A 26,027-nucleotide genomic window follows, 5' to 3' on the forward strand; every position below is an offset into this window, starting at 1 on the left:
TTCATTTATAGAACGACTCTGACATTTCTCTTTTATAATAATTTAATCTTCTCAAGCGCTCTGACAAGACTTCTTCCCTTAGGGAACTTGAGTATATCCTCTCTTGCTGCGCCTCCGATTTTGATGAGCACCGCAAAGTAAACAAATATCGCGATCACTACAGCAACACCTATTGATGCAAAGTAAGGAATACGGATATTAACAGATGCTGTCGCAGGTGCAATAAGCATATACATTCCCTTGTAAACGCCGTAAGCCACGACTCCCATCACTGCAGCCGCAATAAATGGCAAGACATAAGTCTTTTTCACATCTACCTTTGTATCCATATACTTCCTGATTGAGATATTATTAAGCACACACATAAGAAGCGAATATACTATCGTTACGATGCAAAGTGCCTCGCCGGTCATATCTGTAAATACAAGAAGTGCAACAAGCAAAACAGCCTGAACAACAAGGGCTACTGCAGCATTTACAACAGGCGCCTTAAGTCTTCCGGTTCCCTGAAGCACAGCATTGGACACTGTAGAAACACAATAGAAAATTACTGTTACCGCAAGAAGTGCAAGATAAAATGTAGCAATATCAACAGACATCTTCTGCGGGAACATTGCCCACATGATCGGATTTGCAAGTGCAAAAAGTCCCACTGCACATGGAATCGCAATCATCATCATTACTCTCATAACTCCAGCTATGGTTTCTTCAGCACCTTTTTTATCCCCTTTTGCAAAAGCGGTAGATATCTCAGGAATCATCGCTGATGCGGCGGCAGCTGAAAAGGCAATCGGAATATTTGTTATAACCATCGCTTTTCTGATAAAGATTCCGTAATAGAACTTTATTCCGAAATCTCCTTTATGTGCCATTCCACGTACATCTGAAAGCACACGACTAAATATTGTTGAATTAAGAAATCCCGAAAGATTATATATACAAGTACTTAGAATAAAAGGTGTGACAACGGTGATTATAAGCTTAAATGCATCTGCATTAGTCATCTCCGAGCCTTTATCACTCTCAATCTTCTCATAGATTGACTTCTTGTTCGATAAGTAAACAATGATCATGAATATAAGCGCAGTCAGCACTCCGGTTCCCGTACCAAGTGAGCTACCAACCGCTCCATAAACAGCTCTTTTACTCGGATCGGCATTTCCTGCAATTTTAGTAAGAACAATAGCGCCTCCAACACTTACGATAGCATTAAGTATCTGCTCAAGAAGCTGTGATACGGAAGTCGGAACCATCGTTCTGCGTGCCTGGAAATAACCTCTCAGAACACCAAGGAACCCAAAAAGGAAAACCGTAGGTGCAAAGAACCTAAGAACCATCGCAGAACCGGCATCATCGGCAAACACATTTGCTCCCAAAAACAAAAGCAAGCTTCCTACTCCACCAACTATTGCAACATAATAAAGTGCACACTTAAATATCCTGTGTGCACTTTTATATTCATTAAGCGCCAACTTGCCCGCAATGATCTTTGATATAGCCGACGGGATACTAAAAGCAGATATCATAAGAACAATGGTATATGCCTGATAGGCAGTACCATAATAACCGTTACCCTCATCACCGATTATATTCGCAAGAGGAATATTATAAATAAATCCGATTATTCTCGATATAACACCTGCAATCGCAAGTATACCGGCTTGTTTTAACAAACTCTTCTTTGAATCTTCACTCATAACTAAATATTATGGCCTTAGCCAATCGTACATCTCCTGATATTTTTCTGCCGAAACCTTCCATGAGAAATCAACGGCCATCGCGCGGTCTATCATCTTATTCCACTCGCGCTTTCCGTCATAGAAAACACTCTCAGCCTCACGTATCGTGGCAAGCATCTCATGAGCATTGTAATTAAGGAAACCAAATCCCGTTCCCGTGCCTTCAAACTTATTGTAAGGCTCAACCGTATCAATAAGTCCGCCTGTCTGTCTTACAATGGGAATAGTTCCGTATCTGAGAGCCATGAGCTGCGAAAGTCCGCAAGGCTCAAAAAGCGACGGCATAAGGAACGCGTCACAAGCCGCATATATCTTGTGAGACATCGGCTCCGAATAGTAAATATTTGCAGAAACCTTGTCATCATACTTCCAGTCAAAATGACGGAATGAATTCTCGTACTGCTCATCTCCCGTTCCGAGAACAACAAGCTCAACCGCATCCTGACAAAGTTCATCGAGAACACAGTTAATAAGATCAAAGCCCTTCTGGTCGGTAAGTCTTGAAACAATACCGATCATCATGCACTTCTCATCCACCTTAAGTCCGAGCTCTTTTTGAAGCTCTTTCTTATTCTTGTACTTCTCTTTACGGAAATTTATCGAATTATATCTGTATGGAATAAATTCATCGGTCTCGGGATTGAATTCATCATAATCTATTCCGTTTACAATACCGCGAAGATCGCCTGCGCGCGCCCTTAAAAGCCCGTCGAGACTTTCTCCGTAGAACTCGGTCTTGATTTCTTCAGCATAGGCATTACTAACCGTTGTGATCGCATCGGAATATACAATACCGCCCTTAAGAAGATCGGCATCTTTAAAGAGTCCCAGTTTGTCGGGAGTAAAATAGTAATCGGGAAGTCCCGTGATATCACGAACCGTCTTAATGTCCCATTTACCCTGGAACTTAAGATTATGGATAGTCATGATAGCCTTGATTCCTCTGTAAAATTCACTTCCCTGGAATCTCTCTTTAAGATATACGGGAACAAGCCCCGTCTGCCAGTCATGGCAATGAATAATATCCGGTCTGAAATCAATGACCGGAAGGATTGAGAGCGCAGCCTTCGAAAAGAAAGCATACTTCTCAATCTCAAAAACAGTGTCGTCACTGTAAGGTTTCATTCCGTTAAAATAAAACTCATTGTCGACAAAATAATATTTTATCCCATCAACTTCTGACCTGAATATGCCCACATACTCATTCTTCCAATGGAAATCCATATAGAAGTTGGAAACATATTCCATCCTATCCTTCATCTGCTGGCTTATACACTTATAGAGCGGTAAAATAACGCGAACATCAAAGTATCGCCTGTCGATATTTTTGGGCAAAGAGCCAACAACATCGGCAAGTCCACCGGTCTTGATAAAAGGTACTCCTTCAGATGCAATAAACAGGATATTTTTCATCAGTCACCAATCTCCTCATACTTTGCAGATTGCATTGCAATAAGTTCTTTATCATCAAAATAATTGATTCTCATTGCGCTCTTTACGTCCTCAAGAGTCTTGGCAGCAGTCTCTTTTGCAACCTCACTGCCCTTTCTGAGAACATCATAAACATAAGGGATATCCTTCTGGAATTCTTTTCTCCTGTTGCGAATGGGCTCGAGCTCAGTCTGAAGAACATTGTTGAGGAACTTCTTAACCTTAACGTCGCCAAGTCCGCCTCTTGAATAGTGATCCTTGAGTTCCCGGAGATTATTGTACTCAGGAAGGAACTCTGCAAAATGCTCATCCTTGGCAAATGCATCAAGATAGATAAATACAGGATTTCCTTCAACCTGTCCGGGATCTTCAACTCTTAAGTGATTGGGATCCGTAAACATGCTCATGACCTTTTTCTTGATAGAATCGGGCTCTTCCGACAGATAGATGCAGTTTCCGAGTGATTTACTCATCTTTGCCTTTCCGTCAATTCCGGGAAGACGCAGACATGCTGCATTATCGGGCAAAAGAATCTCAGGCTCAACCAAAGCTTCTCCGTATGTAGAATTAAATTTTCTGACGATTTCTTTGCACTGCTCGATCATAGGCTCCTGGTCTTCACCAACAGGAACGACAGTTGCCTTGAACGCAGTAATATCGGCAGCCTGGCTGATAGGATATGTAAAGAATCCAACCGGTATGCTTGTTCCGAAATTCCTCATCTGAAGTTCGGTCTTAACCGTAGGATTTCTCTGAAGTCTTGATACGGTAACAAGGTTCATATAATAAAATGAAAGCTCTGTAAGCTCCGGTATCTGCGACTGAATGAAAAGATTCGACTTCGCGGGATCAAGTCCCACCGCAAGATAATCCAGCGCAACTTCTATAATATTCTGACGTACTTTTTCCGGATTGTCAGCGTTATCCGTAAGTGCCTGAGCATCCGCAATCATAATAAAAATCTTGTCAAATTCGCCGGAGTTCTGAAGTTCAACTCTTCTTCTAAGTGACCCCACATAGTGTCCTACGTGAAGCTTTCCTGTCGGTCTGTCTCCGGTCAAAATAATCTTGCTCATCAGTGTATTTCTCCTAAACCTCTAATTATTTTTGGATAAAAAATATGATACTCTATTTTAACTTAAGTGACAATGCATATTGTTCCTGCGAAACCTTAATAAGAACATTCCTTGTGTCCACCGTTGCACCGAGAAGTCCGAATTCTTCAGAGAAAAGAGCCACTCCGAATTTAAGTCTTCCGTTGCAGCGTCTTGCGACAGCTTCGTTTATCTTGCCCATAATGCTTGCCATTACTCTGTCTCTGAGGCCCCAGTTATTAAGAAGCGCAAGTATCTCATCACATGTGATACATCCCATGACTGTCCTTACCTGACTCGATGTACCTCCGACAATCGCCGTATGTGCGGCAAAAATCTCTCTTCTTCCGTCAGATGCGTAAGAATTGGTATTCATGATACCTGCCGCCATTTTTACAAGCTTTCCGACATTTCCGACAAGAAGGAGATTCTCAACTCCCGCATCGCATGCCGCATCTATTGCACTTCCCGGAAAATTGAAACAATTTACCGCTGTCTTTAATGATAAGTGTATTCCTTCATATATCTTGTCCGCGCAATAATCTCCGGGAGAAACAAGAATACTCTTTACTCCCAACTCGATCTGCTCACGGATCTGATTCTCGATGGAACCTGCAATATCCCTTTGGTGAACGTCCGATATGGTACCATAGTTTCCCATGATCCCTATACCGCCCATAAATGCGCTAAGTGCATTACTTTGCTTTGCAGCGATCATAATTCCTTCGGGACAACTTACTTTTATCAAAAGAGGCTGTGCTCCATCCGAAATTTCGCACACACCCGCAACCGCGTCAAAAATAAGCTTTCTAGCGTCTTTTTCGATATTTGCCTGACCTTTTCTTGTAGGAGGCGCATCGACAGCCGCTATTCCGATTCCCTCTCCGGCATAAAGGAAAAGATTGCCGTATCTGACATCCATATATGCCCTGCTGTCAACCTTTCTGAAATCGGTCACTCTCGAAACACTTACGTGTATATCGGCTTTATCTCTTATATCAGGTGCCATTCCGCCTTCCATTACCGCATAGAAATGTGCCTCATCGCGTGAACATTTCTCGGCATCCTTATAAACCGAAATGGTTCTGGTATTTCCTTCATGCTGTATCGTTACATATTCATAGTCAAATTTAAACAAAAGACTCGCCGCCGCTGCTCTTGCTGCCGCCGCTGCGCAATCCCCCGTTGTCAACGGACTAATTATAAGTCCCGAATCTCTTGCATCAAATCTGTCCATACACACCTTCCTCATAAAAAACTCTTAATCATTATTAATTATACATTATTTCGCTATGTCATAAAGCAAATAATAATATACAATATTACGTATATTAATTATTTATTATTTCGACTTTATTTATTTTAAATTTATAATTTGTCCATAATTTGTCCAAATTTAGAATTTACTATATATACTATCAGAAGAATAACTTCTGACTCCCCCAACAAAACTTTTTTCATACCGGGTCAGTCGGCTCCCCACCGGTTGACCCCTCCTCCCAAAAATAAACCACCTTTTAAAGGTGGTTTTTCTTATTTCTGTAGAGTTGCATCTTATGCCGTCATTTCTTTCTTTTCTTCCGCTTCGGCATTTTCCTGTGTGAGCTGGTCGCTCTTTCTGGGGCCTCTGACACCGAAACTTCCGTTGTATCTAAGATCTTTAAGAAGTTTCTTGATACTCTTAAGTTCCTTCTCGATATCATTGGCACTGTTACAGATAACTGTGGGAACACCGCTGGCACTGAATTCCGTTCTGTATCCGGCATCTTTAAGTGCCTTAAATGCCTTGAGCTTATCTGTTGTACCTATCTGTTCAGGTTGCTTATCTCTAATAGCCATATATATTGTGCCTTTCTAATTCTTTTAACACAATATACCATATTCCTCCGCTATTTTCAAAAAATACGTTATTGCAAAACTACGCAATTACCTATTCTTTGTATATGCTTTAATAAAGAAGTCTTTATCCTTCTGGCAGTTAAGCGCCTTTCCGTCGTCGGAAATGTAGTAGCTCTTTCCGCTTGCAGCGTTGCTGTTGTGGATATTTCCCGTAAGATTGTTCCACTCGTCATAGTTCTTTTCATAAGTAACATCTCCCGCGGTCTCAAACGCAAGCTTTCCGGGAGTATGAGGCTTTATAAGAATAAAGAAATTGTCACCGGCTTTAAGATCTATCTTTTCATCAAGATCGTAAGTGTGAAAACCTCCGCTTACAGAAGAAATCTTCTGTGTAAGAACAGGCTTTCCGAGGTCCTTAAGGCTAAGCTCTCCGTCGCCTTCGACAGGATTAAGGAAAATGCTGACTTCATACTGTCTGTATGCATCAAGGCTCATAAGTCCGATGGCATCAAGCTCTTCATCGCCGATTGAAGTATACAATACTCCGTACGGATTTGAAGAATCTGTATAAGCTGTGACAGTATTTTTTGTATCTTCAAGCGCGCTTATCTCATTTGTGATAAATCCGCCGACCTGATAGTTGTTGTCGTAATATCGTTCATCGTTTTTGGCTTTAACACTGTAAGCAGCCGCATTACTTACCGCAGCGGTCTCATCATAATATGAAAGATAAAAGAATCCGTCGGATCCCGTCTTATCTCCCCAGCTGTTCTTACAGAGCCATGCCCCGTCGCCTTCGGGCTTTGCGGAAAAGTTGGATGCACTGTAATCATCATCCCATCCTATTATAAGTACTTCGTGATTTGCCGTGGGAGGAAGCTCTCCTCCAAAATGAGAATAAAGATTTCCGTGATTCTTGTTCCAGAAACCTTCATCGGAATTAACTCCAATGGTAGCTCCAGCGTGTTCCATCACCATCTGCTTGATAAGCGCGTTGTTATCATAGCTTCCGCGCACCTGATCGACGTCCTGAACATGAAACTCGGACGCATATGCTTCAGACGGCTTATCTGTATTGTCATTAAAGATATATTTGCTTCCGTAAATGCTCTTAAAAGAGTCCGTTCCTTTATCAAAAACAGGTCCCTTCCATGATGTAAGAAGGCTTATGCAGTAGTTCGTAACTCCGCCCATAGCGATATAACCCGTGTCATTATCTACAACCCAGGCGCCATCTTCATTCTCACTGTTTACAAGTTCTCTGTAATCTTCATCGATATTTCCGCCGTAAGAACCTACAGCTTTGTGAACGTTGTAATATGCGATATGTTTCTCTGAAAGATCAAGTTCAGACGATCTGTATTCGGGATAATGCTTTAAGATATCGGTCTCCATTGCACCTGCAGAAGCAAAAGCCCAGCAAAGATACGAATATCCCTGATCTCTTACTCCCGTTACAAAAGACTTTCCGTCTACATTTCTGGAATCATACTTTGCAGGAATCTCGCTAAGTTTGGTTTCATCTATATCTCCGGGAAAAGAAGCAGCATCTGTAGGCACAACATTTTTGTACTCCGCATCATTATAGAAAGCATCGCGGTCGCCCGCATCTATAACAACAGCCTCTGAGATTGTCATTGTTCGAACTTCATCGACACTGTCCGAAACAGGGCTGTTTGAAACATCACCTACAAGTGTTTCCGCAGGTTTTTGCTTGGCATCGGGTCCTTTCGTACTTCCAAGCTCAGCATCCGGATCTCCGCCAACAAGAAGAAGGTCTTCATCTCCCCCGCCCGAAACAGCCGCACCGTCTCTTCTTGAAGAATTTTCCGCCTTTGGTGCTTCCTTCTTACCACAAGCAACACCCGATAATGCAACAACAACTACCGATATGACTACCGCAAATGCGATTTTTTTATTTTTCACTTCTTTAAACCTCAACTTCTAAAAAAACTTCTATTAAAAAACTTCTATTGTATTAAACGATCCGAATATTGATTGCCTTATATCTCTTGCGAACGCTTTGTAATCAATATAGTGATATCCGCTCTTCCATCCGTCTATCACACGGATCATGGGATATATCTTTTCCCCTACCTGCCAGATACAGTATCCGGAGACAACTACCGTATGGTCTTTGTAAAAGCCTCTTGCGATATTCATTATCACGGGCCTTCCCGCACAGATTTCTTTTACAACCTGCTTTTCAAAGCTCCATATATAAATGCCTCTGCACTTTGTCTTCACGCCGTATTTCGCAAACGCCTCTCTCGCAATCCCCGAGATAAAAAACGGTAATGTTCCTATCTTATCAGTGTATCCGTAACTTTCAGCTATTTCTTCTACATCCTTATATATATGCCTTATATCTTCGGGAACAGATTCAATCTTATTTCTTCGCCTGTAATAATCTATGACTCTTGTAACGGCAACCACCGAACAGTTCCTTGTCTTTCGTCCGCTTATGGTTTCCATTGATTTCGTATCCATTGCAACAGGCGGGCCTTGGCGTATCATCCTGCCTCTGTCGCCGTATTGTTCCAGAAGATATTGGGGAATATCATTTATTCCTCCATATGGTTTCTTCTTCATGTGTATCGTATGTCACCTTTTAAAAAACTAATACATATTTGACTGTATCTTATAAATATACATAATTTTATAAACTAAAACAACGATAAAAAACAAGTTTATAACATATTTATATCTTATTAAAAAAAATATTTTTTTAATTGTGACAGATAGCATCAAATACGCCTCAATCCCAGATAAAACCTGAAATTGGAGTTTTTAGCTTAACGACGGGCAAAAAAGAATTTGTGATAAAATTGTGTTTTTTTTGCGAACTTTATGTTTTTTTGTCAATTTGTATGTATAATTAATTAAACTTACTTGTACTACATAATAACGCAAAAGGGAGCGAGGAAAATAACTTTATGGACATATCGCCAAGATCTTCTGTAGAGTCGGTTAGCATCGGTATGACATCATATGGCGATCTAATCAATATTCCAACTGTCGATCCGTTGACAGGTCTTTGTTCCAAAGAGCAGTTTTTTATTCAGGCATATGATTACGACAAAAAACACCCTTATGAAGGTGTTGATGCAATTGTACTGAACTATAACAAGTTCCACCTTATAAACGAGCTTTATGGCAGAAGTTTCGGAGACAAGGTTCTGTGTGCAATCGGTGATTGTGTATCTCAAACTGCAAAGGAACATGGCGGAATCGCATGCAGATATGATGCGGATAAATTCTATATATATATAAAGCATCAGGATAATTACGATTTTCTTGTACATCAGATTTCCGATAAGCTTGCGCTTATGTTAAAAACTCCGGATATTCGCGTCAGAATCGGAATATATCCGGACATAACAAGAGAAGCTACTCTTGAACAGCGTTTTGATCGTGCCATTCAGGCCTGCAACTCCATTTCCAAAGTAAGGCACTCCACTTCTTACGAAGTATATGATGCCAAAATGCATGAAAAGGAAATGTTTGAAGCAAGGCTTCTTGATGGTATAAGCAAAGCGTTTTCAGAGCACCAGTTCAAATTGGTTTTCCAGCCCAAGTACAACGTACACGGTAAAACTCCCAAACTTGCCAGTGCAGAAGTTCTTATCAGATGGAAACATCCTGAATTCGGCCTTGTAAAGCCTGATTTCTTCATTCCTTTGCTTGAAGAGAACGGTCTTATCAGACAGCTCGACAGATATGTTTGGAGAGAGGCTGCCGCTCAGGTTCGCAGATGGAAAAAAGAATTTGGCTACTCCATTCCTGTTTCCGTAAATGTATCAAGAGTTGATATTTTTGATCCGGATATAGTTGATTTCCTCCAAAAGACAATCGAGGAAAATGAGATCAGCCCTTCGGACATTCACTTAGAGATTACCGAGACGGCTTATACAGATAATGTCGAGCACATTGTATCTGTTGTTAAGAAACTCCAGAAAGCCGGATTTATGGTTGAAATGGATGACTTCGGAAAAGGTTATTCATCAATAAATATGCTTACCACTCTTCCACTCGACGCACTTAAGCTCGACATCGAGTTTATAAAAGATATTGCTGAGAACAACAGAGGAAAAAATCTTCTCGGATGTATTCTTGAGATGGCAAAGCTCCTCGATCTCACAGTTATCGCCGAGGGTGTTGAGAATGCAAAACAGTATTTCCTTTTAAAGAACGCAGGTTGTGACATGATTCAGGGCTACTACTTCTCCAAGCCTCTTGAAACAAAAGAATTTGAGAAATTGCTTGCTGTTGCAAACTGATTACTTTGTTAAAAAACAAAAAGAACGTGAAAGATACATATCAAATATCTTTCACGTTCTTTATTTATATCATCTTTAATTTGATGATGTTGATGTTGTAATTGATGCTGCCGAAGACGATACCAGTACAACAAACATAGCCGCCTGCTGTGCGATAACTCTGGCTACCGTGCTGCTTGCAACAGATGCCTCGGATGTAGCAGAATCGCCCGTATAACTTTCAGCTACCAGCATTGCCGCAAACATAAGCCTTGTCTGCTTTGTCATGTACCAGAAATTGAAGCCTTTTTTATTCCTAAGATATTCGGCAGTTCCTATTACTTCCGCAACTATGTCCTTCACATCCATTTGAACGTTGGTAAGAAGTCCGAGTGACGCAAGTTCGTATTCCTTGCCATACTTTGTGCCTGCTTCCTTGAAAGAATCAAACAAAGCGATTGTCTTTTCACATTTTCTCTTATATGCGCCGTCTAAAGTCGTAAGCACCTGACACAGCGAATATGCCGAGTTTTTGTAAAGCATAAACTCATTCTTTATTTCAAGATATGTCGATTCAAGTTCGCTCAAAATATCCTTGCTACTCTTCTCTGTCATAGCAAGCAATACCGCAAGGCATGTGTCCTCATCGTTTGTAAGGAAAGGATGTGCCTCCTTCATGCCGTTAAGGAGTTCTTCCGTCTTTTCTATTATCTTATCCGATTCATCGGCTTTTCCCGCATCACATATGATCAATGCCGATAAAACCCTGTATGTGGATCCAAAAAATTTACCAACTTGAAGCTTCTCATATGTCTCTGTGATATCATCAAGGTACTTCTCCGGATCATCGGAAAGAGCCATCTTTGATGAAATAAAAAGCTCATTGTTTCCTCGAAGGTATGAAAACGCACTATGTTTCTTGCGCAAAATCTTTCTACATCTCTTTATAGCCTTAACATCTGCAATCTCTCCGCGATCTACAAACGACATTGCCGCCAAAACCTGCATAAGGCTGTCTTCCAACATGAAACCCTTGTAAATAATATTTCTATTCTCTACAAGCATGTCACATTTTTCCATTACTTCGGTCTGCATCGTATCTCTCCTTCTATAATTATCCAAGATATCATATACAATATGATACATTGCTGTCAATGAAGATAACATAGTATTTCGCGAACAAATTATTACTTTTTTCTTTATTATGCATAAACAAAGCGGTACATATTGTACCGCTCAAATAACGATGATTACTTATTTGCAAAAGAAACCTTGATTTCTCCTGTACTTGACTTAGCAGTTATACTCTTACCGCTCCCGTTGTCTGACTTAAAAGAGCCTTCCGCCGTATTCCCTTCAACAATGATATCTTCTCCTGTAGATGATGTCAGGTCCAACGAATAGTCATTTTGTCCCACTATATCAATAACAATGTCATCAAGAGCTTTAAGATTTGCAGTATTTAACTTGACATTATTAAGTGTGATCTTATCGCTTGATGAATCTGCAGCGAGATCATTAATAGTACAATTCTCAACGATTATGTCATCAGTGGACGATTCAAGCTCAAGCTTGTCAAACTCAGAATAATCAAGCTTTATCTTTCCCGTGGAGCTCTTTACATAAAGATCACTTGAGGACACATTACTTAATGTAATGCTATCCGTATCCGAAACAACCTTTCCATTCACATCAACACCGTCAATTACAACGTCGTCCGTGGAAGCTTTAACATCAACATTTATAGGTGCAGTATCTTTAGGTACCGTAATGGTATAACTTGATTCTTCCTTACACGCTGTTAAATCCATACTAAAAAATGTTATTTCAGCTTTAAGAGAAGGTTGTTTTACAGTCAAATTCTTACCGTCCTGACTGACCTCCGGAACATATTTTTCTTTTACATTATACTCAAGTTTGTACGCGTCTCCTTCCAAAATACGCACATCTACCGTACTCGCATCAATCGTAAGAGTATCAAATTCACTTATGTCTATATTACCACGTACCATATTTTGGCTTTCTTCTACGCTTTCTCCTCCAATCTTCACAACCGGAATCGCTCCCATCCCGATTGAAATTTTCACAGCCACTGCCCCGACAACAATAAGCGCACATGTTGTAATAAGTAATACTTTCTTTTTCATCTATATATCCTTCCATTATCTTTAAGTTTTTTGAATAATATTATTTCAAGCAAAAATCCCGTTCCCATCATTACAGCGGCAATGATAAGAATTTTTTTCTATTCATATATGCTCCTCACTCTCTTTTTCTTAGCCATCGCTCTAAATATCTTTTTCAAAACAGCCAACAAGACATACGCCATTAAGATACCACCGCCAAGGGACACAAGGCCGTATCCCAATGTAAATAATTTTTGCGCCACCCCGTGAACAAATAGCGCATACGGGATTGCAATTGCTCCTGCAAATGCAACAACAATCATTACTAAAAAAAGAACTATAAATACAAAAATAAATGTAAGTGCCAAAATCGCAAGCGGTAGAGATAACGGAAGTGACAGTATTCCAAGAATAACAAGCCAGATTGTTGTGGCACCGCCTTTAACAGTCTTCTGTTCTGTCTCATTATCAATATGTCTCTGAGTACACTGGCTTATGATATCTGACGCAACTTCTTTTGGTGTTCCGAGCTTAGTCGTAACATCCTCCTCATCGGAGAGTTCCATCTCCGAAATATATTCGTCATAAAAACGAATCGCATCATTCCTGTCAGCTTCGGGAAGATATTTAAGTTTTCCATTAAGCTCCCTCAAAAATTGTTCCTTATTCATCAGTCTTTTTCCTCCATTACTCCCTCCGACGGCACCAATCCCGTCCCCTTGATCAGGCCATCGATTTTATCCTTATATTCATTCCATTCATTCTCATAAAATTCGAGCATATTTCTGCCCTCATCTGTTATCGCGTAATACCTCCGATTCCTCCCCTGATAAGGCGCATCATATGTCCTTAGATAGTTCACCTTCTGCAAACGCCTAAGCACCGGATACAGCGTCGATTCGGAAATATCAACAACCTGCCTCACCTTCTGGGTCAGCGTGTATCCGTATGAATCTTCACTTCGAACAATCCCCAAGACACATGCATCGAGTAACGGTGCCGTTAATTGATACGTCATGCAATCACCTCACTCATTTTGTTTTGATACAATATTATATAGCGTATAATATTATGACTGTCAAGTTTTCAGAGTAAAAAAATCTGCAAGGGTGTTGAAATCACCTTTGCAGACTCAGTTATACTTATTGTCTTTTTTTCTTCTGCTGCCCTGCAGTCATCATGATCACAAAGCTTTCAGGTAAAAGTCTTGCGCCGAAAGTTGCAGCTTTCATTCGTAGCGTCGGTATGATAACCGTTTTCTTTCTTCGCATCCCCTTAAGGCACTCGTCCACACATCTCTCCGCCGAAATACCTTTAAGCGAAAAAGTAACGTCAGCATTTGCATTAAACTCAGTATCTACAGGTCCGGGGCAAAGACATGCAACATAAACGCTGCTGCCGATTTCTTTAAGCTCATGCGCGACGCCCTTCGTAAGCGATGTGACATAAGCCTTTGATGCATAGTAAGTTGACATATACGGTCCTGCAGGAAAAAGACCTGCCGACGAAGCGACATTAAGAATTGTTCCGTGTCCCTGTTTATGCATCTTTGCAAGCACTCCCTTGAACAGGATATGCATAGCGATGTCATTAACTTTCACCATAGAAATTTCTTTTTCAAGACTCGTCTCAAGAAAACTTCCCGCAGTACCAAATCCTGCATTGTTGATAAATACATCTATTTCTTCATCAGCTATATCATTAAGAAGTTCCTTGCACTTAGCCTCATCCGAAACATCCGCCGTTATGATAAGACACTCTGTACCAAGCTCCTCTTTAAGAGCGCTTAAACGCTGCGTTCTTCTTCCCGTTAGAATAAGCCTATATCCTTCTTTTGCATATCTACGAGCAAACTCGGCGCCAAGTCCTGAGGTTGCTCCCGTTATAAAAGCTGTTTTCATATATCATTACCTTATCACTTTAGTTAAATCTTTTTTCCTATATTGTTTATATTGCAAAATATCAATACTCATCAAGGAAGTTATGCCTTACGCCATCTTTTTTATACTCGATGATCGTATTAAGCTGCACATTCTCAACACTTCTAAAAATATTTGACTCAACAAAAGGATTGTCTTTTTTGAGCCTTTCGATAAGCTTCTTAGTCTCCAATCTCTTTGACGATGTCGTTCCGTCCGTATGGCAGGTCGAGCATGTCTCCGTAAAGTGGCATGCACACTGAAGGAAATGAAGCTCGTTGTAATCTCTCCATGCGCAGATATCACTCTCACGGATAAAATACATAGGCCTTATAAGTTCCATGCCTTCAAAGTTAGTGCTGTGGAGCTTTGGCATCATTGTCTGAATTTGGCCGCCCTGAAGCATCCCCATAAGAATAGTCTCGATAACATCATCGTAGTGGTGACCGAGTGCGATCTTGTTGCATCCAAGCTCTTTTGCCTTGCTGTACAAAAAACCTCTGCGCATTCTCGCACAGATATAGCAGGGACTCTTTTCTATATTATCGACAGAGTCAAATATGTTACTCTCGAAAATCGTGATCGGTATGCCAAGCGCCTTGGCATTACTCTCAATAAGCTGCCTGTTCTCTTTGTTGTAACCGGGATCCATGACAAGAAAAGTCACGTCAAACTTCACCTGTCTGTGCGTCTGAATCTCCTGAAAGAGCTTCGCCATCAGCATAGAATCTTTGCCGCCAGAGATGCATACCGCAATATGATCTCCTTCATTTATGAGTTTATAAGTCTTGCACGCTTTCGCAAATCGTGAAAAAAGCTGCTTATGGTATTTCTTTCTGATACTCATCTCAGCTTTCTTCTGCTTCTCTCCGCCTGCTTCCATCTTCGAAAGCTCATCCTGAAGATATGCCATATATCCGCCTTCAAGGCTGTAATACTCGCGCCCGTTAAGTGAAGGAAGGTCTTCCGCCTCCTTTGTCTTTTTACCTATCTGGCAGTAAAGAATAAGTTTCTTATCCTTTGGAATATTGCCTATAACCGCATTGTCTTCTTTTTTAAGTTCTTCCATATCAATATGGTCCGCACCCGGAAGCATACCGTACGAAGCAAGCGCCTCATCTCGAACATCTATAAGCCTGTATGAATCCTTCGGAAGTTCACGAAGATCGTTAAGTGATATTTCTTTCATCTTTTTCTTTCCTATTTTCATCTCTATATGATATAGCATTATAACAAAAATGGGAGCAGCAACAATAGCTACTCCCAAGAAACTCAAAATTACAGATCAGAAAGTCTCATCATGAATATAGAATACTCATCATTCTGGAAATCAAGATCCGGCGAATTCTCTCCGCCACCGTTGGTGCTGCGCTTGATCTCCGCATAGAACTCTTCGCCCTGATTGACTATATCCATAACGGTAAGCTCCACACCTGCGCCTGCTGCCACCTTACAAAAAGCCGCAAGCGGATCTGCCTCATTTCTCGTATCAAGAAGATTCCGCTTAAGAGCCGAATCACTCTTTGCTTTTTCCAAAAGTATTTCAAGTTTATCTGCCGTATTCATAAGCTCTCCTCCTGTTCATTAAAACTTATAAGAATTATAACAAAAATAGGAGCAGCTACAATAACCGCCCCTAAAATATACGCCACTTTAAAATCCTACCTTAAATTTTTCATCCTTCTGTCTATCATAGATCACCGTACATTTGATAAATTTACTTATAACTCCGTGTCTAGACAGCGAATCGGATATCGCATCTCCGACATAAAATGTATACGGCCAGGTATTGTCTCTTTCTTCATTGGCCAAAACATGCAACTCCATATTCTCAGCTCCGCTCATATCCGCGGCAAAATACTGATTCAAGATATCTTGACCGATTGAATAAACCTGCTCTTTTGTCAAAGCGAAATCATTGTAATCCCTATAAGATTTACAACTGTTTATCGTCTGGGCAACCGTCACAAATGTAAGAAGCGGTAAAACAACGCCGAGCCCCGACTCTTTTCCGTCGACATTCTTAAGCGCAATGCCAAAAACGATCATAAAAAACAGGAACATATAAAAATAATATCCAAGCGCAACATCACTTCTTCCTACATAATTAATTCCGCTCACCGCAGAAAGAAGTATCAGATATAAAAGAGTAAAAAATCCCGCAACAATGATCTTTACGAGCAACACTGCTTCCGAAGTCTTTACAACTTTTTCTCCTTTCCTGAATACGCAGACAACAAACATCACGGCCATAACCGCAAAGATAAGCAAACACATCTTATTTATCGCAGTGAAATTAGCAATAACCGACTTTGTTATTTCTGCAATACCAATCTTATCCGATATCTGCTTTTTTGCATCGGCATTTCTCGGATCAAGAAGCTGTATTACGAGCGCAAACGCCCACATAATAAGCACTGCCGGATAATACCATCTGCTCACCATAAATCTTTTGATCGCATTCTTATCTTTTCTTTTCGTCAGAAGGACACTGAATATCTCAACCGCCGCAAAAGAGACAAGAATAATATTTGTAAACATGTTTGAAAAAACTGCAAAATAAATTGCAAGTAGTACAGCACCGTCTTTAATTCCGACAGGCTTTACTTCATAGTTATCGCCTTCTTTGTACGCTTTGTTCATAAACCACAAGACCATAGCGGCATTAAAGACACCGGTCAATACATAATGAATAAAGCAAGTCACATCTCCCGACCAGAACAAGTGCGTATTTGAAAACCAATCATTTTTATAAATAAGAAAATGAAATGCCAAAAAGCAAACGGCCAAAAGATCCGGAATTATGCTTTCTTTATCATCCATTATTGTTCTGGTCAGCAAAGCAAATACTCTGCAATAAATTGAAATAAACAACGCTCCGGTCACTGCAAAGACTAAAGCAAGTGACATGAGATAATCCTTCATTATAGGATAGACAAAATTTGCGGCAATCTCTGTAAGTATCGGGAATAATGTTTCCGGAAAAACTTTTATCCCGTTATACCCACCCGGCATCGGAAGAGGTCTCCTGAAATAACTACACATCTCCCAATCATCCGAGTCAAAAAGTATCAGCGGATGAGCAACATAAAAGAATACAAACAGCACCAAAAAAATCCCTGAGAAAAGTAATACATCCTTATGTCTAGATTTCATTTCTTCTATCCCACTCTTTCTTCACATATTCATTCTCCCAATGATTATACCCATCCCCAATGCCTTTGTATATATAATTAGCGACCTTATTTGAGATTCTTTACAAAGAAATCCTGCATTTTATCAAAAGGAATTACTTCCACGTTGTCATAAAGATCTGTATGTACCGCACCTGGTATGATCATCAACTCCTTATTATCCGTATATTTACTGTTTCTTGTCATATCTGCGTAGGCATCCTTACTAAAGTAGCAAGAATGGGCTTTTTCCCCGTGGATCATGAGAACTGCGCTTCTTATCTCATTTGTGTATCTCAGTATCGGCTGATTGATAAAAGACATGCAGCCTACAGTATTCCATCCTTCATTTGAATTTAAAGACCTCTCATGATAAGCTCTTCCCTTGTAATATTCGCTATAATCCTTTACATAAAAAGGGACATCTTCCGGCACAGGAAGCGGAAGGCATCCGCCCGCTCTTGTATATTCTCCGCTTCTGTAACTTTCTGTTCTTGCCTTGTTGAGCGCCACTTTATTATTGTATCTGGCTTCCTCGTTATTATCTGCGTCAAAATATCCGTTGGCATTAACTCTGGACATGTCGTACATTGTCGATGTTACCGTAGCTTTTACCCTGGTATCAAGAGCCGCGGTGTTAAGAGCCATTCCGCCCCATCCGCAGATTCCTATAATTCCTATTTTCTCAGGATCCACATTGTCCTGAACCGATAAAAAATCTACAGCAGCCATGAAATCTTCAGTATTTATATCAGGAGATGCCATATACCTAGGCTGACCTCCGCTCTCTCCTGTAAATGACGGATCAAAGGCAATTGTCAAAAAACCTCTCTCTGCCATTTCCTGTGCATACAATCCCGAACACTGTTCCTTAACCGCACCAAAAGGCCCCGCAACCGCAATTGCCGGAAGCTTTCCTTCCGCGTTCTTTGGAACATACATGTCAGCAGCAAGTGTTATCCCATATCTGTTTGCAAATGTTACTTTGCTGTGATCAACTTTATCGCTCTTTTCAAAAGTCTTATCCCACTCTGTTGTCAGATTTAATTTCTCAGTTTTCATCATCGCTTTATTCTCCTTAGCCTCTACATTTTCCGGATTCCGACTCCCACATACTCCAAGTGAAAGAGCAAGTGTTGATATTAATGATACTGCCAAAAGCTTTCCAATTCTTTTCATGATCATGTACTCCATTCTTACAGTCTTCTTTTCTACGACTCAACAGTTTCCAAGTTCATTTTTAGTACCATATTTATATTTTTCCCTGACAATCTCACTATAATCCGTATACATCGCTTTCGCTAATGGTTATAATGAATATCATGATATTCATTTTGGTTATATCACTGCCTGAAAGGAATCCATTATGGAAATAAGAAATTTAAGATATTTTCTAGCTGTTGCCAGAGAAGAGAACATGTCCAGAGCCGCTGAATTACTCCATGTAACGCAGCCCACCCTCTCCAAGTCATTAAAGAGTCTTGAAGAAGAGCTTGGAAAAAAACTATTCACGCGCCACAGCTTCTCCATTAAGCTCACTGATGAAGGAATGCTCCTTCGCGACCGTGCCGAGGATCTGGTCCTTATGGCAGATAAAATCGAGCAGGAGTTTATCTCCTTAAATGACATCACCGGCGGTGATATATACTTTGGTCTGGCTGAATCCTATCAAATCTGCCACCTTGCTAAAGAAATAAAAAAACTCAAAGACAGCTATCCTTCCTTTACCTACCACATCACCAGCGGTGACACAGAACAGATAACAGAAAAGCTTGATAAGGGATTGCTTGATTTCGGCGTAATCTGCGAGCTTCCAAACAAAGAAAAATACGATTCTATCACATTCCCTGATACCGACCGTTGGGGAGCTGTAATGTTAAAGAGCCACCCTCTTGCAAAGAAAAAGAGCATAAAGGCAACCGACCTTATCGGCCATCCACTCTTCTGCTCTGAACAAAGCTGGAATATTGAGATCCCACAGTGGGCAGGCAATCAATTCTCCAAACTCCACCTGGAAGGATCTTTTCGCCTTGCTTATAATGCTTCTATGTTTGCCAAAGAAGGTCTCGGAATACTTCTTACCTTTGAGCACCTCATTAACTGCTCCGAAGAAAGTGATCTTGTATTCCGCCCCCTCACACCCAAGCAGGAAACAAAGCTATATCTAATCTGGAACAAGTACCAGACTTTCACACCTATCGCAGAAAAATTTCTGGCACAGATAAGGGAGTCATTTTGAGTTATAATTCCTTCAAGAGCATCCACGAGCTGATCGCCTACTTCTCAGACACTACGTGAATTGCACTAATACATTTCAAATCAAAATCCCCTCAAAATGATCAATCTCATGCTGAATGATCTGCGCAATAAAATCCTTACACTTCCCATGCTGCGGCTTAAAGTCGCGGTCCAGATAATCAACCTCGATTTCCCTATACCGCGTGCACGGCCTGACACCTTCCAGCGACAGACAGCTTTCTTCCGTCCGGTACTCCCCGCTCTTCTTAGTAATAACAGGATTTATCATGGGGAAAAGAAAAGGTCCCATAGCCACCACTATAATTCTCTTCCTAGCTCCTCGTATATAATCTATATCTCCTGCCGCGTAACTTTCACTTAAGTCTGAGCCTGAAATCACACAGCTCATCCCCATTGCCGATTGTCTTGGTTCTTATAAACTCAAGCCCCGGAATATTACCGTAACTGTAGATATCATTATCACAAAACAGCTTATTTATCTCAGGACAGCCAAGTTCAGTGAGATATGTGTGATATGGACACTGTGTAATATCCATGCAGAACTCACCTTTCTTTTTTGGGTAAAAGACATTTTTAAATCCCGAAGCTTCTCCAAAGCTCTTACGAGCTACGGGTCCCCACATGGCGAGAAAGAATCTTGTAAATCCCGGAAACTTTGCAGTTCTTGCCAAAGACGCTCCCGACTGCTCGCTTCTGTTTTTCATTGCTACTCTCATTACTTCAAATGCTTTATCCGCATCTTTTTCCTTCATAGAAAGATAAATTGCAGCTGAAGGAAATATTGCTCTGTCAGTGTGCGCCGCCACTCCCTTAGGAAGATTCGCATGATCTGCCATTATCTTCTCAAGTTTATCTGTAGCATTTTTCCAGATCTCATCTGCATCGCTTTGTGCAAATTCTTTGTAAACCTCGCCTTTTATGAAGTCCATCCCCTTCATAGCCTTCTCTACTGTCTTCATACTTCTAGTCAATCTCCTTAATGTTATCATTCATTTCTAAATTAACAGTCACCTTTTTATTGGGTCATTTATCGGGTCAGCGTGACCCAATAAAAATTCAACTCCATAGTAGAATAAAAGAACAGCTTCTCCCGTAAATACAGAAAAAGCTGCTATTCAAGATTTGATATTATTTCTTTCACGTTGTAGCTATAGTCTTTTAAATCTCATCCTCTTTCTCAAGAAGTTTAACAGCTTCGTTATATTCATTTTTCTCTCTATCTCTCATCAGAAGTGTAATATACTCCACCTCCCATCCTCATTGCGTTTAACAACATTAACTTCGTTTTGTAGACTATCCATAAATTCAATAACCTTATATGAATCATCTCCCTTTCAAAACGTACTTTCTGTTCTCATAAAATTCTAGAAGATAACCCATTTAAGGAAATACTCAGCTGATTTAAAACAAATTATACTCACTTATATTATTGTCCGCAACTTTCTAAAGTAATCATAAACTCGCCCAAAACACAGCGAAACACTAAAAACTTCATTTCCCGCTGTCATAATTAAAACATAAGCTTCATTTTCAACAGCAAAAATCATAGATTCACCAGTTTTCGCTGTTTCATCTTCCAGTCCTATTAATTCTTTATTCATACTTCACCTCTTCAAACACCGCACTCAGCTTCCCCGGCTCATCACTTCCCCACGCTGAAAAATCAAACTGCGGATCTGAAACATGTTCCAGTTTCAGTACATATTTCAGCTTATTAGGTTCTGATGTCTCATCCTTTTTCACCGTGACTTTAACCTTGGTATCATCGCCATCGTCGTGCCAATAACTCTCACATACCATCGAATCTTCATTCTTTCCGTCCCACGGAACTTTTACAGAGAATGAAGCAGGAGTATCTTCTTCGGCAATAAACACCAGATAACTTCCCGAGCACCTCGGGCTAAAATTTGCATATGCATCGCCATTCTCATATTTAAAATCACGTGTCCATATGCAGCCGTCAATCATTCCGTTAAAAGCTTCTCCGTCATGGACATTATAAATTATGTAATATCCGTCAGGTACCACATCTGAAACCGAAGAACTAAGAGTTGTCCACGACATGCATTCTTCAGGTATTTCGGAAAGAGGCGCTCCCGGCGTATAGATAAGGAGCTCATCGGCATTTTCAAGTCCATAGGGCTCAGAATAAACATACTTAACTTCGTCTATGATTTCTTCTGTATTAAGCTTGTCCTTATCATCTATATTTAATTCCTGGAGCTTCATTGAATAGATATTCTGATATTCCGTAGGCTCGGGATCCGAGAATTTGCCCGAAAATCCGCATACGTAAATTGTTCCGTTTGGATAACCGTCGCCGCTGTCCCCCATATCCGAGTCGTGATAACCTCCGACAAATGAACCGTCCTCAGACAATTTAAGAGATGTAGCCCATGCACCCGCACCGCTTGCAAACGTGAAGTTCTTAGGCATTTGAGCAAAAATGTTTCCATCTTCAGGCGCTTCGCTCGTCGAACCGGCGCTTTCCGTCACCTCACTTGTACTCTCAATCGCCGCTTCCGAGCTTTCAACTGCTGCCTGTTCTACATTCTTTTCACCACATGCTACAAGCAAAGCAGATGAAACCAAAAGTCCCATGAATTTCAATTTATTTCGTGTCATGAACATACTCTCCCACTTCTATTATTTGTCCTCTTCTTCAACCGCAATTCCCAGCAGCTTTTTCTTAAATCCACTCATTAAGCTATCGTAATCCGTATAGTTTATGTCACACTTAAAGCGGCTGTTCCAGGTATCCCTAAGAGTGTCGCATATAGCCGAAGCTCTTTCTCCCTCATTCTTAAGAATAGCGGGAAAAATGTAGTAAATGAGGAAGCAGTTTAAGTCCATTAACGTTCCCGTGCGAACCTTGCCAAACTTCTTAAACTTCTCATGTACTCCGTCGCAAAAAGTATTTGAAGCTACAGCCATATCCGTGGTCTCTGTAAGTTCCCTAAGATAAGCATATCTTTCAGCCTGAAAGGTGCTCATCCGGTTCTCGTACTCTTTTTTAGTAGTTATCCTGCTAAAAGGCTCATAGCTTTCAAAAATCTTATCAATGTCAAACGCCATAGCGTATACGCCTCCTGTTTCTTTTTATTAAATTATACTCTAATGATATAATTATAGGGAAGAAACGAATATGTAAGGATGGTCTGAGATGAACGAAAAGATAAAAGAGAACAATTACAGATGGATGTCGCTTCGCTTCATTGTTGTTACTATTGCTTCTGTGGTATTTGCGCTTAATATCAAATCTTTTGTCAGAACCGGAGGAATCTTGCCCGGAGGCGCAACCGGATTGACACTTCTCATACAGGAGATAGCGGACAGATTTATAGGAATCAAGATTCCCTATACTCCTATTAACGTCGCCATAAACATTGTTCCCGTTTTTATTGGATTTAAGTATATAGGAAAAAAGTTCACTTCTCTTTCATGCCTTGTTATCCTGCTGACAGGTATTCTGGCCGATTTTATTCCCGGCTATGTGATAACCAACGACCTTATACTGATAAGTATATTCGGAGGTATCATAAACGGAGTTGCTATCAGCCTTTGTCTTTTGATGGACGCCACAAGCGGAGGAATTGATTTCATTGCTATTTATCTATATAAAAAAGGTCTTGATGGATTTAATGTGGCATTATATGTAAATGCCTGCATCCTTATCACCGCAGGTGCTTTGTTTGGCTGGGAGCGGGCTCTTTATTCCATAGTATTCCAATATGTCTCTACGACGATAATACATGTACTTTACCGCAAATATCAGCAGACTACGCTGTTCATTGTAACGCGGTTCCCTGACGAGATCAGTGCCCTGATATACAAAATGTCAAACCACGGCTCTACTATTATCTACGGTCGGGGATCACATGAAGAAGACGAAGATAAATCCGTTGTATACTCTGTCATCACAGCAACTCAGGTCACACAGATAATCAATGCGATAAAAGAAAAAGATCCATCATCTTTTGTAAATGTCTTCAAATCAGAAAGAGTCTCGGGGCGCTTCTATCGCATTCCCGAAGATTAAAGAAAAGACGGCCGTTTCCGACCGTCTTCTCTAATATATCTTGTAACCTACCTGTTTATTTTATACCCGCATGTCTTATCAATATGTTGCTGACCAGATTTTGTACTCAACGTTAGGATTAACGCCCTTCTTCTGGAAAAGCTCGCTTACTGTTACGAAAGTGTAGCCCTGCTTCTGAAGTCCCTCGATGATCTGAGGAAGAGCCTGGACTGTCTTCGAATTTCCCTGGAAATCATGAAGAAGAACAATCTGTCCGTCTCTTGCACCGTTAAGTACCGACTGTGCTCTCTGCTGAGCTGATGTGTTATCAAGCCAGTCATTGTGCATTGTTCCCTGAATGAAAGGAACGTCGATGTTCTGGTACATTGTGTTGCTGATTGCAATGTAAGGTGGTCTGAAGAACTTTACATCTGCGCCTACAGCATTCTTAATTGCAGTTGCTGTACGCTGCTGCTCATCCTTTATCTGTTGAGCACTCATTCTGGACATATCCTGATGAGTGAAAGAATGGCTTGCAAGCTCACATCCCATGTTTACCTGTCTCTTCATTGTGTTTACAGTATTCTGGTTAATATTCTGTCCGATAAGGAAGAATGTAGCCTTTACATTGTACTTCTGAAGTATATCAAGCACTTCGTTTGTTGTGCTTGTAGGACCATCGTCAAATGTAAGAGCGATAAGCTTCTGGTTCTTGTTGTTATTCTGGTTTGCGTTGTTATTAGCTGCGTTGTTATTGTTATTATTCGCTGCATTGTTATTGTTGTTATTCTTTGCAGCATTGTTATTATTGTTGTTATTACTCTGGTTGTTATTATTTGAGCTTGAGCCTGCGCCGCTGAACTTAAGGTAATCAACGTAAGCATCCCACTGACCGTTATCGGCTGTTACAACAAGCTCAACCTTCTGATTTCCTGTTCCGTGCTTAACGTTCTTGATGGTATATTCTGCCGGATAAGGTCCGCCATAATAGAATGTGCCCTTGTTCTGGCCGCCGATCCTAAGATCTACTCTTGCCATGTTGTTATTGTTTGAACATCCGCGGAGTGTGAAATCACTTGTATCGCTTGCAAAATTCTGATCAAAGCTGAGCTTATCATTATTTGCATAAAGAGCCATTCCGTTAAAAGGTGATCCGATGGTATCTGCGTACTGTCCGCTCTTGCTCATGGACTCGCACTGAACTGTTGCGGAATTCTGAGCACTGCCGCCGTTATTTCCGCCGCCGTTGTTGCCACCGTTATTTCCGCCGTTGTTTCCCCAGTTCCACCAGTTGCCCCAATTCCAGCCGTTGTTTCCGCCGTTATTGTTGCCACCGTTGTTATTATTATTGTTGTTATTGCTGTTGTTATTCTTATTGGCGTTGTTATTGTTATTACTATTGTTATTATTATTGCCGTTATTGTTATTATTGTTGTTATTGTTATTTCCTGAAGACGATCCTCCGATGATCAGGTTATTCTTATAAACATTTGCAGATCCGCTACTCTGGTATCCCTCGATATTCAAAGCTGCTTCGTAGATCTTTCCAAGCTTCATCCCCATTTTTTCCCAAGCTTTGAAATGCTCCGAAACGCTGATAGTTCCGCTGGTTCTCTTCTGAGTACGAACACTGAAATACTGCTTAAATGTCTTGTTACCTTCAATTGAAGGCTGATTAACTCGTGTTGCCTCGTAAACGTCATATGTTCCGCCGTCTACCTGAATCTGTCCCTTCGGTGATCCTCCGGGTGGACGCCATGAGCCCCAACTGTCTACGATGTAATACTCGATCATAGGGTCTTTGGTCCAACCATATACACAAAGATAAGAGTTTCCGTTCGGCTTATAATCACAGCCATAATCAAAAGAAATATTACCAATCTGCTGATATGTCTTTGTACTGTCGAACTTTTTACCCTTTCTGAAAAGTGCATTTCCTATGTTACTCCACTGACAGCTGAATGTTCCACCTGAATTCAGCGTCATGCTAGTGTTTCCGCCATCTTTCCAAAGTTCGTAATCATATCCGTCTTGATTACCAGTTTTATTCTCAGTTATTGTCGTAGCCGCCTGAACTTTAAGCGCAGGGACGAATAACTGGGCACATAACGCAATGGAAAGCAGCGCTACTTTTAAACCGTTTTTCATCTACGATGTCCTCCTCCTTTAT

General features: G+C 40.7%; 25 protein-coding genes. 3 read left to right on the top strand and 22 right to left on the bottom strand.

Going from position 1 to position 26,027, the window contains the following annotated elements:
* Nucleotides 1–32 precede the first annotated feature (32 nt).
* The 7 genes from BLP87_RS00110 to BLP87_RS00140 all read right to left on the bottom strand — a co-directional run bounded on the left by BLP87_RS00110 (nt 33) and on the right by BLP87_RS00140 (nt 8,695).
* Nucleotides 33–1,697 carry a putative polysaccharide biosynthesis protein gene (locus BLP87_RS00110; RefSeq protein WP_074460913.1) on the bottom strand — a complete coding sequence of 555 codons (1,665 nt, stop codon included), beginning with the start codon at nt 1,695–1,697 and terminating at the stop codon, nt 33–35.
* Nucleotides 1,698–1,706: 9 nt separating this feature from the next.
* The gene (glgA, locus tag BLP87_RS00115; RefSeq protein WP_074460914.1) at nt 1,707–3,152 is read right to left on the bottom strand and encodes a glycogen synthase GlgA; all 1,446 of its coding nucleotides are present in this window, start codon (nt 3,150–3,152) and stop codon (nt 1,707–1,709) included.
* Nucleotides 3,152–4,246, bottom strand: a complete 1,095-nt coding sequence (gene trpS / locus BLP87_RS00120; RefSeq protein ID WP_074460915.1) for a tryptophan--tRNA ligase — start codon at nt 4,244–4,246, stop codon at nt 3,152–3,154. Before trpS ends, glgA begins: the two co-directional genes overlap by 1 nt.
* Nucleotides 4,247–4,298: 52 nt before the next feature.
* Nucleotides 4,299–5,501 (bottom strand): cobalt-precorrin-5B (C(1))-methyltransferase, encoded by a 1,203-nt coding sequence (locus tag BLP87_RS00125; protein WP_074460916.1) that lies wholly within the window; start codon nt 5,499–5,501, stop codon nt 4,299–4,301.
* 317 nt (nt 5,502–5,818) lie between these two features.
* Nucleotides 5,819–6,103, bottom strand: coding sequence for a hypothetical protein (locus BLP87_RS00130; protein ID WP_074460917.1), 285 nt, complete (start codon nt 6,101–6,103; stop codon nt 5,819–5,821).
* A gap of 87 nt (nt 6,104–6,190) precedes the next feature.
* The gene (locus tag BLP87_RS00135; RefSeq protein ID WP_074460918.1) at nt 6,191–8,029 is read right to left on the bottom strand and encodes a C1 family peptidase; all 1,839 of its coding nucleotides are present in this window, start codon (nt 8,027–8,029) and stop codon (nt 6,191–6,193) included.
* Nucleotides 8,030–8,062: 33 nt separating this feature from the next.
* Entirely contained in the window at nt 8,063–8,695 is a 633-nt protein-coding gene (locus BLP87_RS00140) for a C39 family peptidase (protein WP_074460919.1), read from the bottom strand.
* A gap of 344 nt (nt 8,696–9,039) precedes the next feature.
* On the opposite strand from BLP87_RS00140, the gene BLP87_RS00145 reads away from it, so the two are divergent.
* The gene (locus tag BLP87_RS00145; RefSeq protein ID WP_074460920.1) at nt 9,040–10,383 is read left to right on the top strand and encodes a putative bifunctional diguanylate cyclase/phosphodiesterase; all 1,344 of its coding nucleotides are present in this window, start codon (nt 9,040–9,042) and stop codon (nt 10,381–10,383) included.
* A 75-nt stretch (nt 10,384–10,458) separates the two neighbouring features.
* Here the strand turns inward: BLP87_RS00145 and BLP87_RS00150 are convergent, their stop codons facing one another.
* From BLP87_RS00150 to BLP87_RS00190, 9 genes are all read right to left on the bottom strand, one after another.
* Nucleotides 10,459–11,457 (bottom strand): DUF4003 family protein, encoded by a 999-nt coding sequence (locus BLP87_RS00150; protein ID WP_074460921.1) that lies wholly within the window; start codon nt 11,455–11,457, stop codon nt 10,459–10,461.
* Between the two features lie 155 nt (nt 11,458–11,612).
* A complete protein-coding gene (locus tag BLP87_RS00155) occupies nt 11,613–12,509 on the bottom strand; it encodes a DUF4097 family beta strand repeat-containing protein (protein ID WP_074460922.1) in 897 nt (298 codons plus the stop codon).
* A 98-nt stretch (nt 12,510–12,607) separates the two neighbouring features.
* Nucleotides 12,608–13,159, bottom strand: coding sequence for a DUF1700 domain-containing protein (locus tag BLP87_RS00160; RefSeq protein ID WP_074460924.1), 552 nt, complete (start codon nt 13,157–13,159; stop codon nt 12,608–12,610).
* Nucleotides 13,159–13,506: a PadR family transcriptional regulator gene (locus BLP87_RS00165; protein ID WP_074460925.1), complete on the bottom strand. Its 348-nt coding sequence runs from the start codon at nt 13,504–13,506 to the stop codon at nt 13,159–13,161. The genes BLP87_RS00160 and BLP87_RS00165 overlap by 1 nt, the downstream gene beginning before the upstream one ends.
* Nucleotides 13,507–13,630: 124 nt before the next feature.
* Nucleotides 13,631–14,389: an SDR family NAD(P)-dependent oxidoreductase gene (locus BLP87_RS00170; protein ID WP_074460926.1), complete on the bottom strand. Its 759-nt coding sequence runs from the start codon at nt 14,387–14,389 to the stop codon at nt 13,631–13,633.
* Between the two features lie 61 nt (nt 14,390–14,450).
* Nucleotides 14,451–15,596, bottom strand: coding sequence for a PP-loop family protein (locus BLP87_RS00175; protein WP_074461154.1), 1,146 nt, complete (start codon nt 15,594–15,596; stop codon nt 14,451–14,453).
* Between the two features lie 89 nt (nt 15,597–15,685).
* Complete coding sequence (locus BLP87_RS00180; RefSeq protein WP_026655094.1) at nt 15,686–15,973, bottom strand: hypothetical protein; 288 nt, start codon at nt 15,971–15,973, stop codon at nt 15,686–15,688.
* 87 nt (nt 15,974–16,060) lie between these two features.
* On the bottom strand, nt 16,061–17,563 hold the full coding sequence (locus BLP87_RS00185) for a hypothetical protein (protein WP_143002051.1): 1,503 nt from the start codon (nt 17,561–17,563) through the stop codon (nt 16,061–16,063).
* 86 nt (nt 17,564–17,649) lie between these two features.
* Nucleotides 17,650–18,645, bottom strand: coding sequence for an alpha/beta hydrolase (locus BLP87_RS00190; protein ID WP_074461155.1), 996 nt, complete (start codon nt 18,643–18,645; stop codon nt 17,650–17,652).
* Between the two features lie 301 nt (nt 18,646–18,946).
* On the opposite strand from BLP87_RS00190, the gene BLP87_RS00195 reads away from it, so the two are divergent.
* On the top strand, nt 18,947–19,819 hold the full coding sequence (locus BLP87_RS00195; RefSeq protein WP_026666656.1) for a LysR family transcriptional regulator: 873 nt from the start codon (nt 18,947–18,949) through the stop codon (nt 19,817–19,819).
* 75 nt (nt 19,820–19,894) lie between these two features.
* Here the strand turns inward: BLP87_RS00195 and BLP87_RS00200 are convergent, their stop codons facing one another.
* The 5 genes from BLP87_RS00200 to BLP87_RS00220 form a co-directional block, all read right to left on the bottom strand.
* The gene (locus BLP87_RS00200; RefSeq protein ID WP_330389916.1) at nt 19,895–20,218 is read right to left on the bottom strand and encodes a peptide deformylase; all 324 of its coding nucleotides are present in this window, start codon (nt 20,216–20,218) and stop codon (nt 19,895–19,897) included.
* Complete coding sequence (locus tag BLP87_RS00205; RefSeq protein WP_026655098.1) at nt 20,193–20,798, bottom strand: L-2-amino-thiazoline-4-carboxylic acid hydrolase; 606 nt, start codon at nt 20,796–20,798, stop codon at nt 20,193–20,195. The genes BLP87_RS00200 and BLP87_RS00205 overlap by 26 nt, the downstream gene beginning before the upstream one ends.
* A gap of 462 nt (nt 20,799–21,260) precedes the next feature.
* Nucleotides 21,261–21,440, bottom strand: coding sequence for a hypothetical protein (locus tag BLP87_RS00210; protein ID WP_074460928.1), 180 nt, complete (start codon nt 21,438–21,440; stop codon nt 21,261–21,263).
* Nucleotides 21,433–22,464 (bottom strand): hypothetical protein, encoded by a 1,032-nt coding sequence (locus BLP87_RS00215; RefSeq protein ID WP_074460929.1) that lies wholly within the window; start codon nt 22,462–22,464, stop codon nt 21,433–21,435. Before BLP87_RS00215 ends, BLP87_RS00210 begins: the two co-directional genes overlap by 8 nt.
* Before the next feature lie 21 nt (nt 22,465–22,485).
* The gene (locus BLP87_RS00220; RefSeq protein WP_074460930.1) at nt 22,486–22,914 is read right to left on the bottom strand and encodes a hypothetical protein; all 429 of its coding nucleotides are present in this window, start codon (nt 22,912–22,914) and stop codon (nt 22,486–22,488) included.
* A gap of 88 nt (nt 22,915–23,002) precedes the next feature.
* Between BLP87_RS00220 and BLP87_RS00225 the strand changes: the two genes are divergently transcribed.
* A complete protein-coding gene (locus tag BLP87_RS00225) occupies nt 23,003–23,878 on the top strand; it encodes a YitT family protein (RefSeq protein WP_074460931.1) in 876 nt (291 codons plus the stop codon).
* A gap of 78 nt (nt 23,879–23,956) precedes the next feature.
* Here the strand turns inward: BLP87_RS00225 and BLP87_RS16445 are convergent, their stop codons facing one another.
* Nucleotides 23,957–26,005, bottom strand: a complete 2,049-nt coding sequence (locus tag BLP87_RS16445) for a glycoside hydrolase family 11 protein (RefSeq protein ID WP_143002052.1) — start codon at nt 26,003–26,005, stop codon at nt 23,957–23,959.
* Between the last annotated feature and the right edge of the window lie 22 nt (nt 26,006–26,027).

This window comes from Butyrivibrio hungatei (assembly GCF_900101605.1).
Taxonomy (GTDB): domain Bacteria; phylum Bacillota; class Clostridia; order Lachnospirales; family Lachnospiraceae; genus Butyrivibrio; species Butyrivibrio hungatei_B.

What these genes read in the sequence shown, in the direction of transcription:
- BLP87_RS00175 (WP_074461154.1), bottom strand. Translation starts at nt 15,596, where the DNA reads ATGAAAGAAATATCACTTAACGATCTTCGTGAACTTCCGAAGGATTCA.
- BLP87_RS00205 (WP_026655098.1), bottom strand. Translation starts at nt 20,798, where the DNA reads ATGAAGACAGTAGAGAAGGCTATGAAGGGGATGGACTTCATAAAAGGC.
- BLP87_RS00150 (WP_074460921.1), bottom strand. Translation starts at nt 11,457, where the DNA reads ATGCAGACCGAAGTAATGGAAAAATGTGACATGCTTGTAGAGAATAGA.
- BLP87_RS00225 (WP_074460931.1), top strand. Translation starts at nt 23,003, where the DNA reads ATGAACGAAAAGATAAAAGAGAACAATTACAGATGGATGTCGCTTCGC.
- BLP87_RS00145 (WP_074460920.1), top strand. Translation starts at nt 9,040, where the DNA reads ATGGACATATCGCCAAGATCTTCTGTAGAGTCGGTTAGCATCGGTATG.
- BLP87_RS00110 (WP_074460913.1), bottom strand. Translation starts at nt 1,697, where the DNA reads ATGAGTGAAGATTCAAAGAAGAGTTTGTTAAAACAAGCCGGTATACTT.
- BLP87_RS00195 (WP_026666656.1), top strand. Translation starts at nt 18,947, where the DNA reads ATGGAAATAAGAAATTTAAGATATTTTCTAGCTGTTGCCAGAGAAGAG.
- BLP87_RS00155 (WP_074460922.1), bottom strand. Translation starts at nt 12,509, where the DNA reads ATGAAAAAGAAAGTATTACTTATTACAACATGTGCGCTTATTGTTGTC.
- BLP87_RS00140 (WP_074460919.1), bottom strand. Translation starts at nt 8,695, where the DNA reads ATGAAGAAGAAACCATATGGAGGAATAAATGATATTCCCCAATATCTT.
- BLP87_RS00125 (WP_074460916.1), bottom strand. Translation starts at nt 5,501, where the DNA reads ATGGACAGATTTGATGCAAGAGATTCGGGACTTATAATTAGTCCGTTG.
- BLP87_RS00220 (WP_074460930.1), bottom strand. Translation starts at nt 22,914, where the DNA reads ATGGCGTTTGACATTGATAAGATTTTTGAAAGCTATGAGCCTTTTAGC.
- BLP87_RS00190 (WP_074461155.1), bottom strand. Translation starts at nt 18,645, where the DNA reads ATGATGAAAACTGAGAAATTAAATCTGACAACAGAGTGGGATAAGACT.
- glgA (WP_074460914.1), bottom strand. Translation starts at nt 3,152, where the DNA reads ATGAAAAATATCCTGTTTATTGCATCTGAAGGAGTACCTTTTATCAAG.
- BLP87_RS00130 (WP_074460917.1), bottom strand. Translation starts at nt 6,103, where the DNA reads ATGGCTATTAGAGATAAGCAACCTGAACAGATAGGTACAACAGATAAG.
- BLP87_RS00165 (WP_074460925.1), bottom strand. Translation starts at nt 13,506, where the DNA reads ATGACGTATCAATTAACGGCACCGTTACTCGATGCATGTGTCTTGGGG.
- BLP87_RS00180 (WP_026655094.1), bottom strand. Translation starts at nt 15,973, where the DNA reads ATGAATACGGCAGATAAACTTGAAATACTTTTGGAAAAAGCAAAGAGT.
- BLP87_RS00215 (WP_074460929.1), bottom strand. Translation starts at nt 22,464, where the DNA reads ATGACACGAAATAAATTGAAATTCATGGGACTTTTGGTTTCATCTGCT.
- BLP87_RS00170 (WP_074460926.1), bottom strand. Translation starts at nt 14,389, where the DNA reads ATGAAAACAGCTTTTATAACGGGAGCAACCTCAGGACTTGGCGCCGAG.
- BLP87_RS16445 (WP_143002052.1), bottom strand. Translation starts at nt 26,005, where the DNA reads ATGAAAAACGGTTTAAAAGTAGCGCTGCTTTCCATTGCGTTATGTGCC.
- trpS (WP_074460915.1), bottom strand. Translation starts at nt 4,246, where the DNA reads ATGAGCAAGATTATTTTGACCGGAGACAGACCGACAGGAAAGCTTCAC.
- BLP87_RS00160 (WP_074460924.1), bottom strand. Translation starts at nt 13,159, where the DNA reads ATGAATAAGGAACAATTTTTGAGGGAGCTTAATGGAAAACTTAAATAT.
- BLP87_RS00210 (WP_074460928.1), bottom strand. Translation starts at nt 21,440, where the DNA reads ATGAATAAAGAATTAATAGGACTGGAAGATGAAACAGCGAAAACTGGT.
- BLP87_RS00185 (WP_143002051.1), bottom strand. Translation starts at nt 17,563, where the DNA reads ATGAAATCTAGACATAAGGATGTATTACTTTTCTCAGGGATTTTTTTG.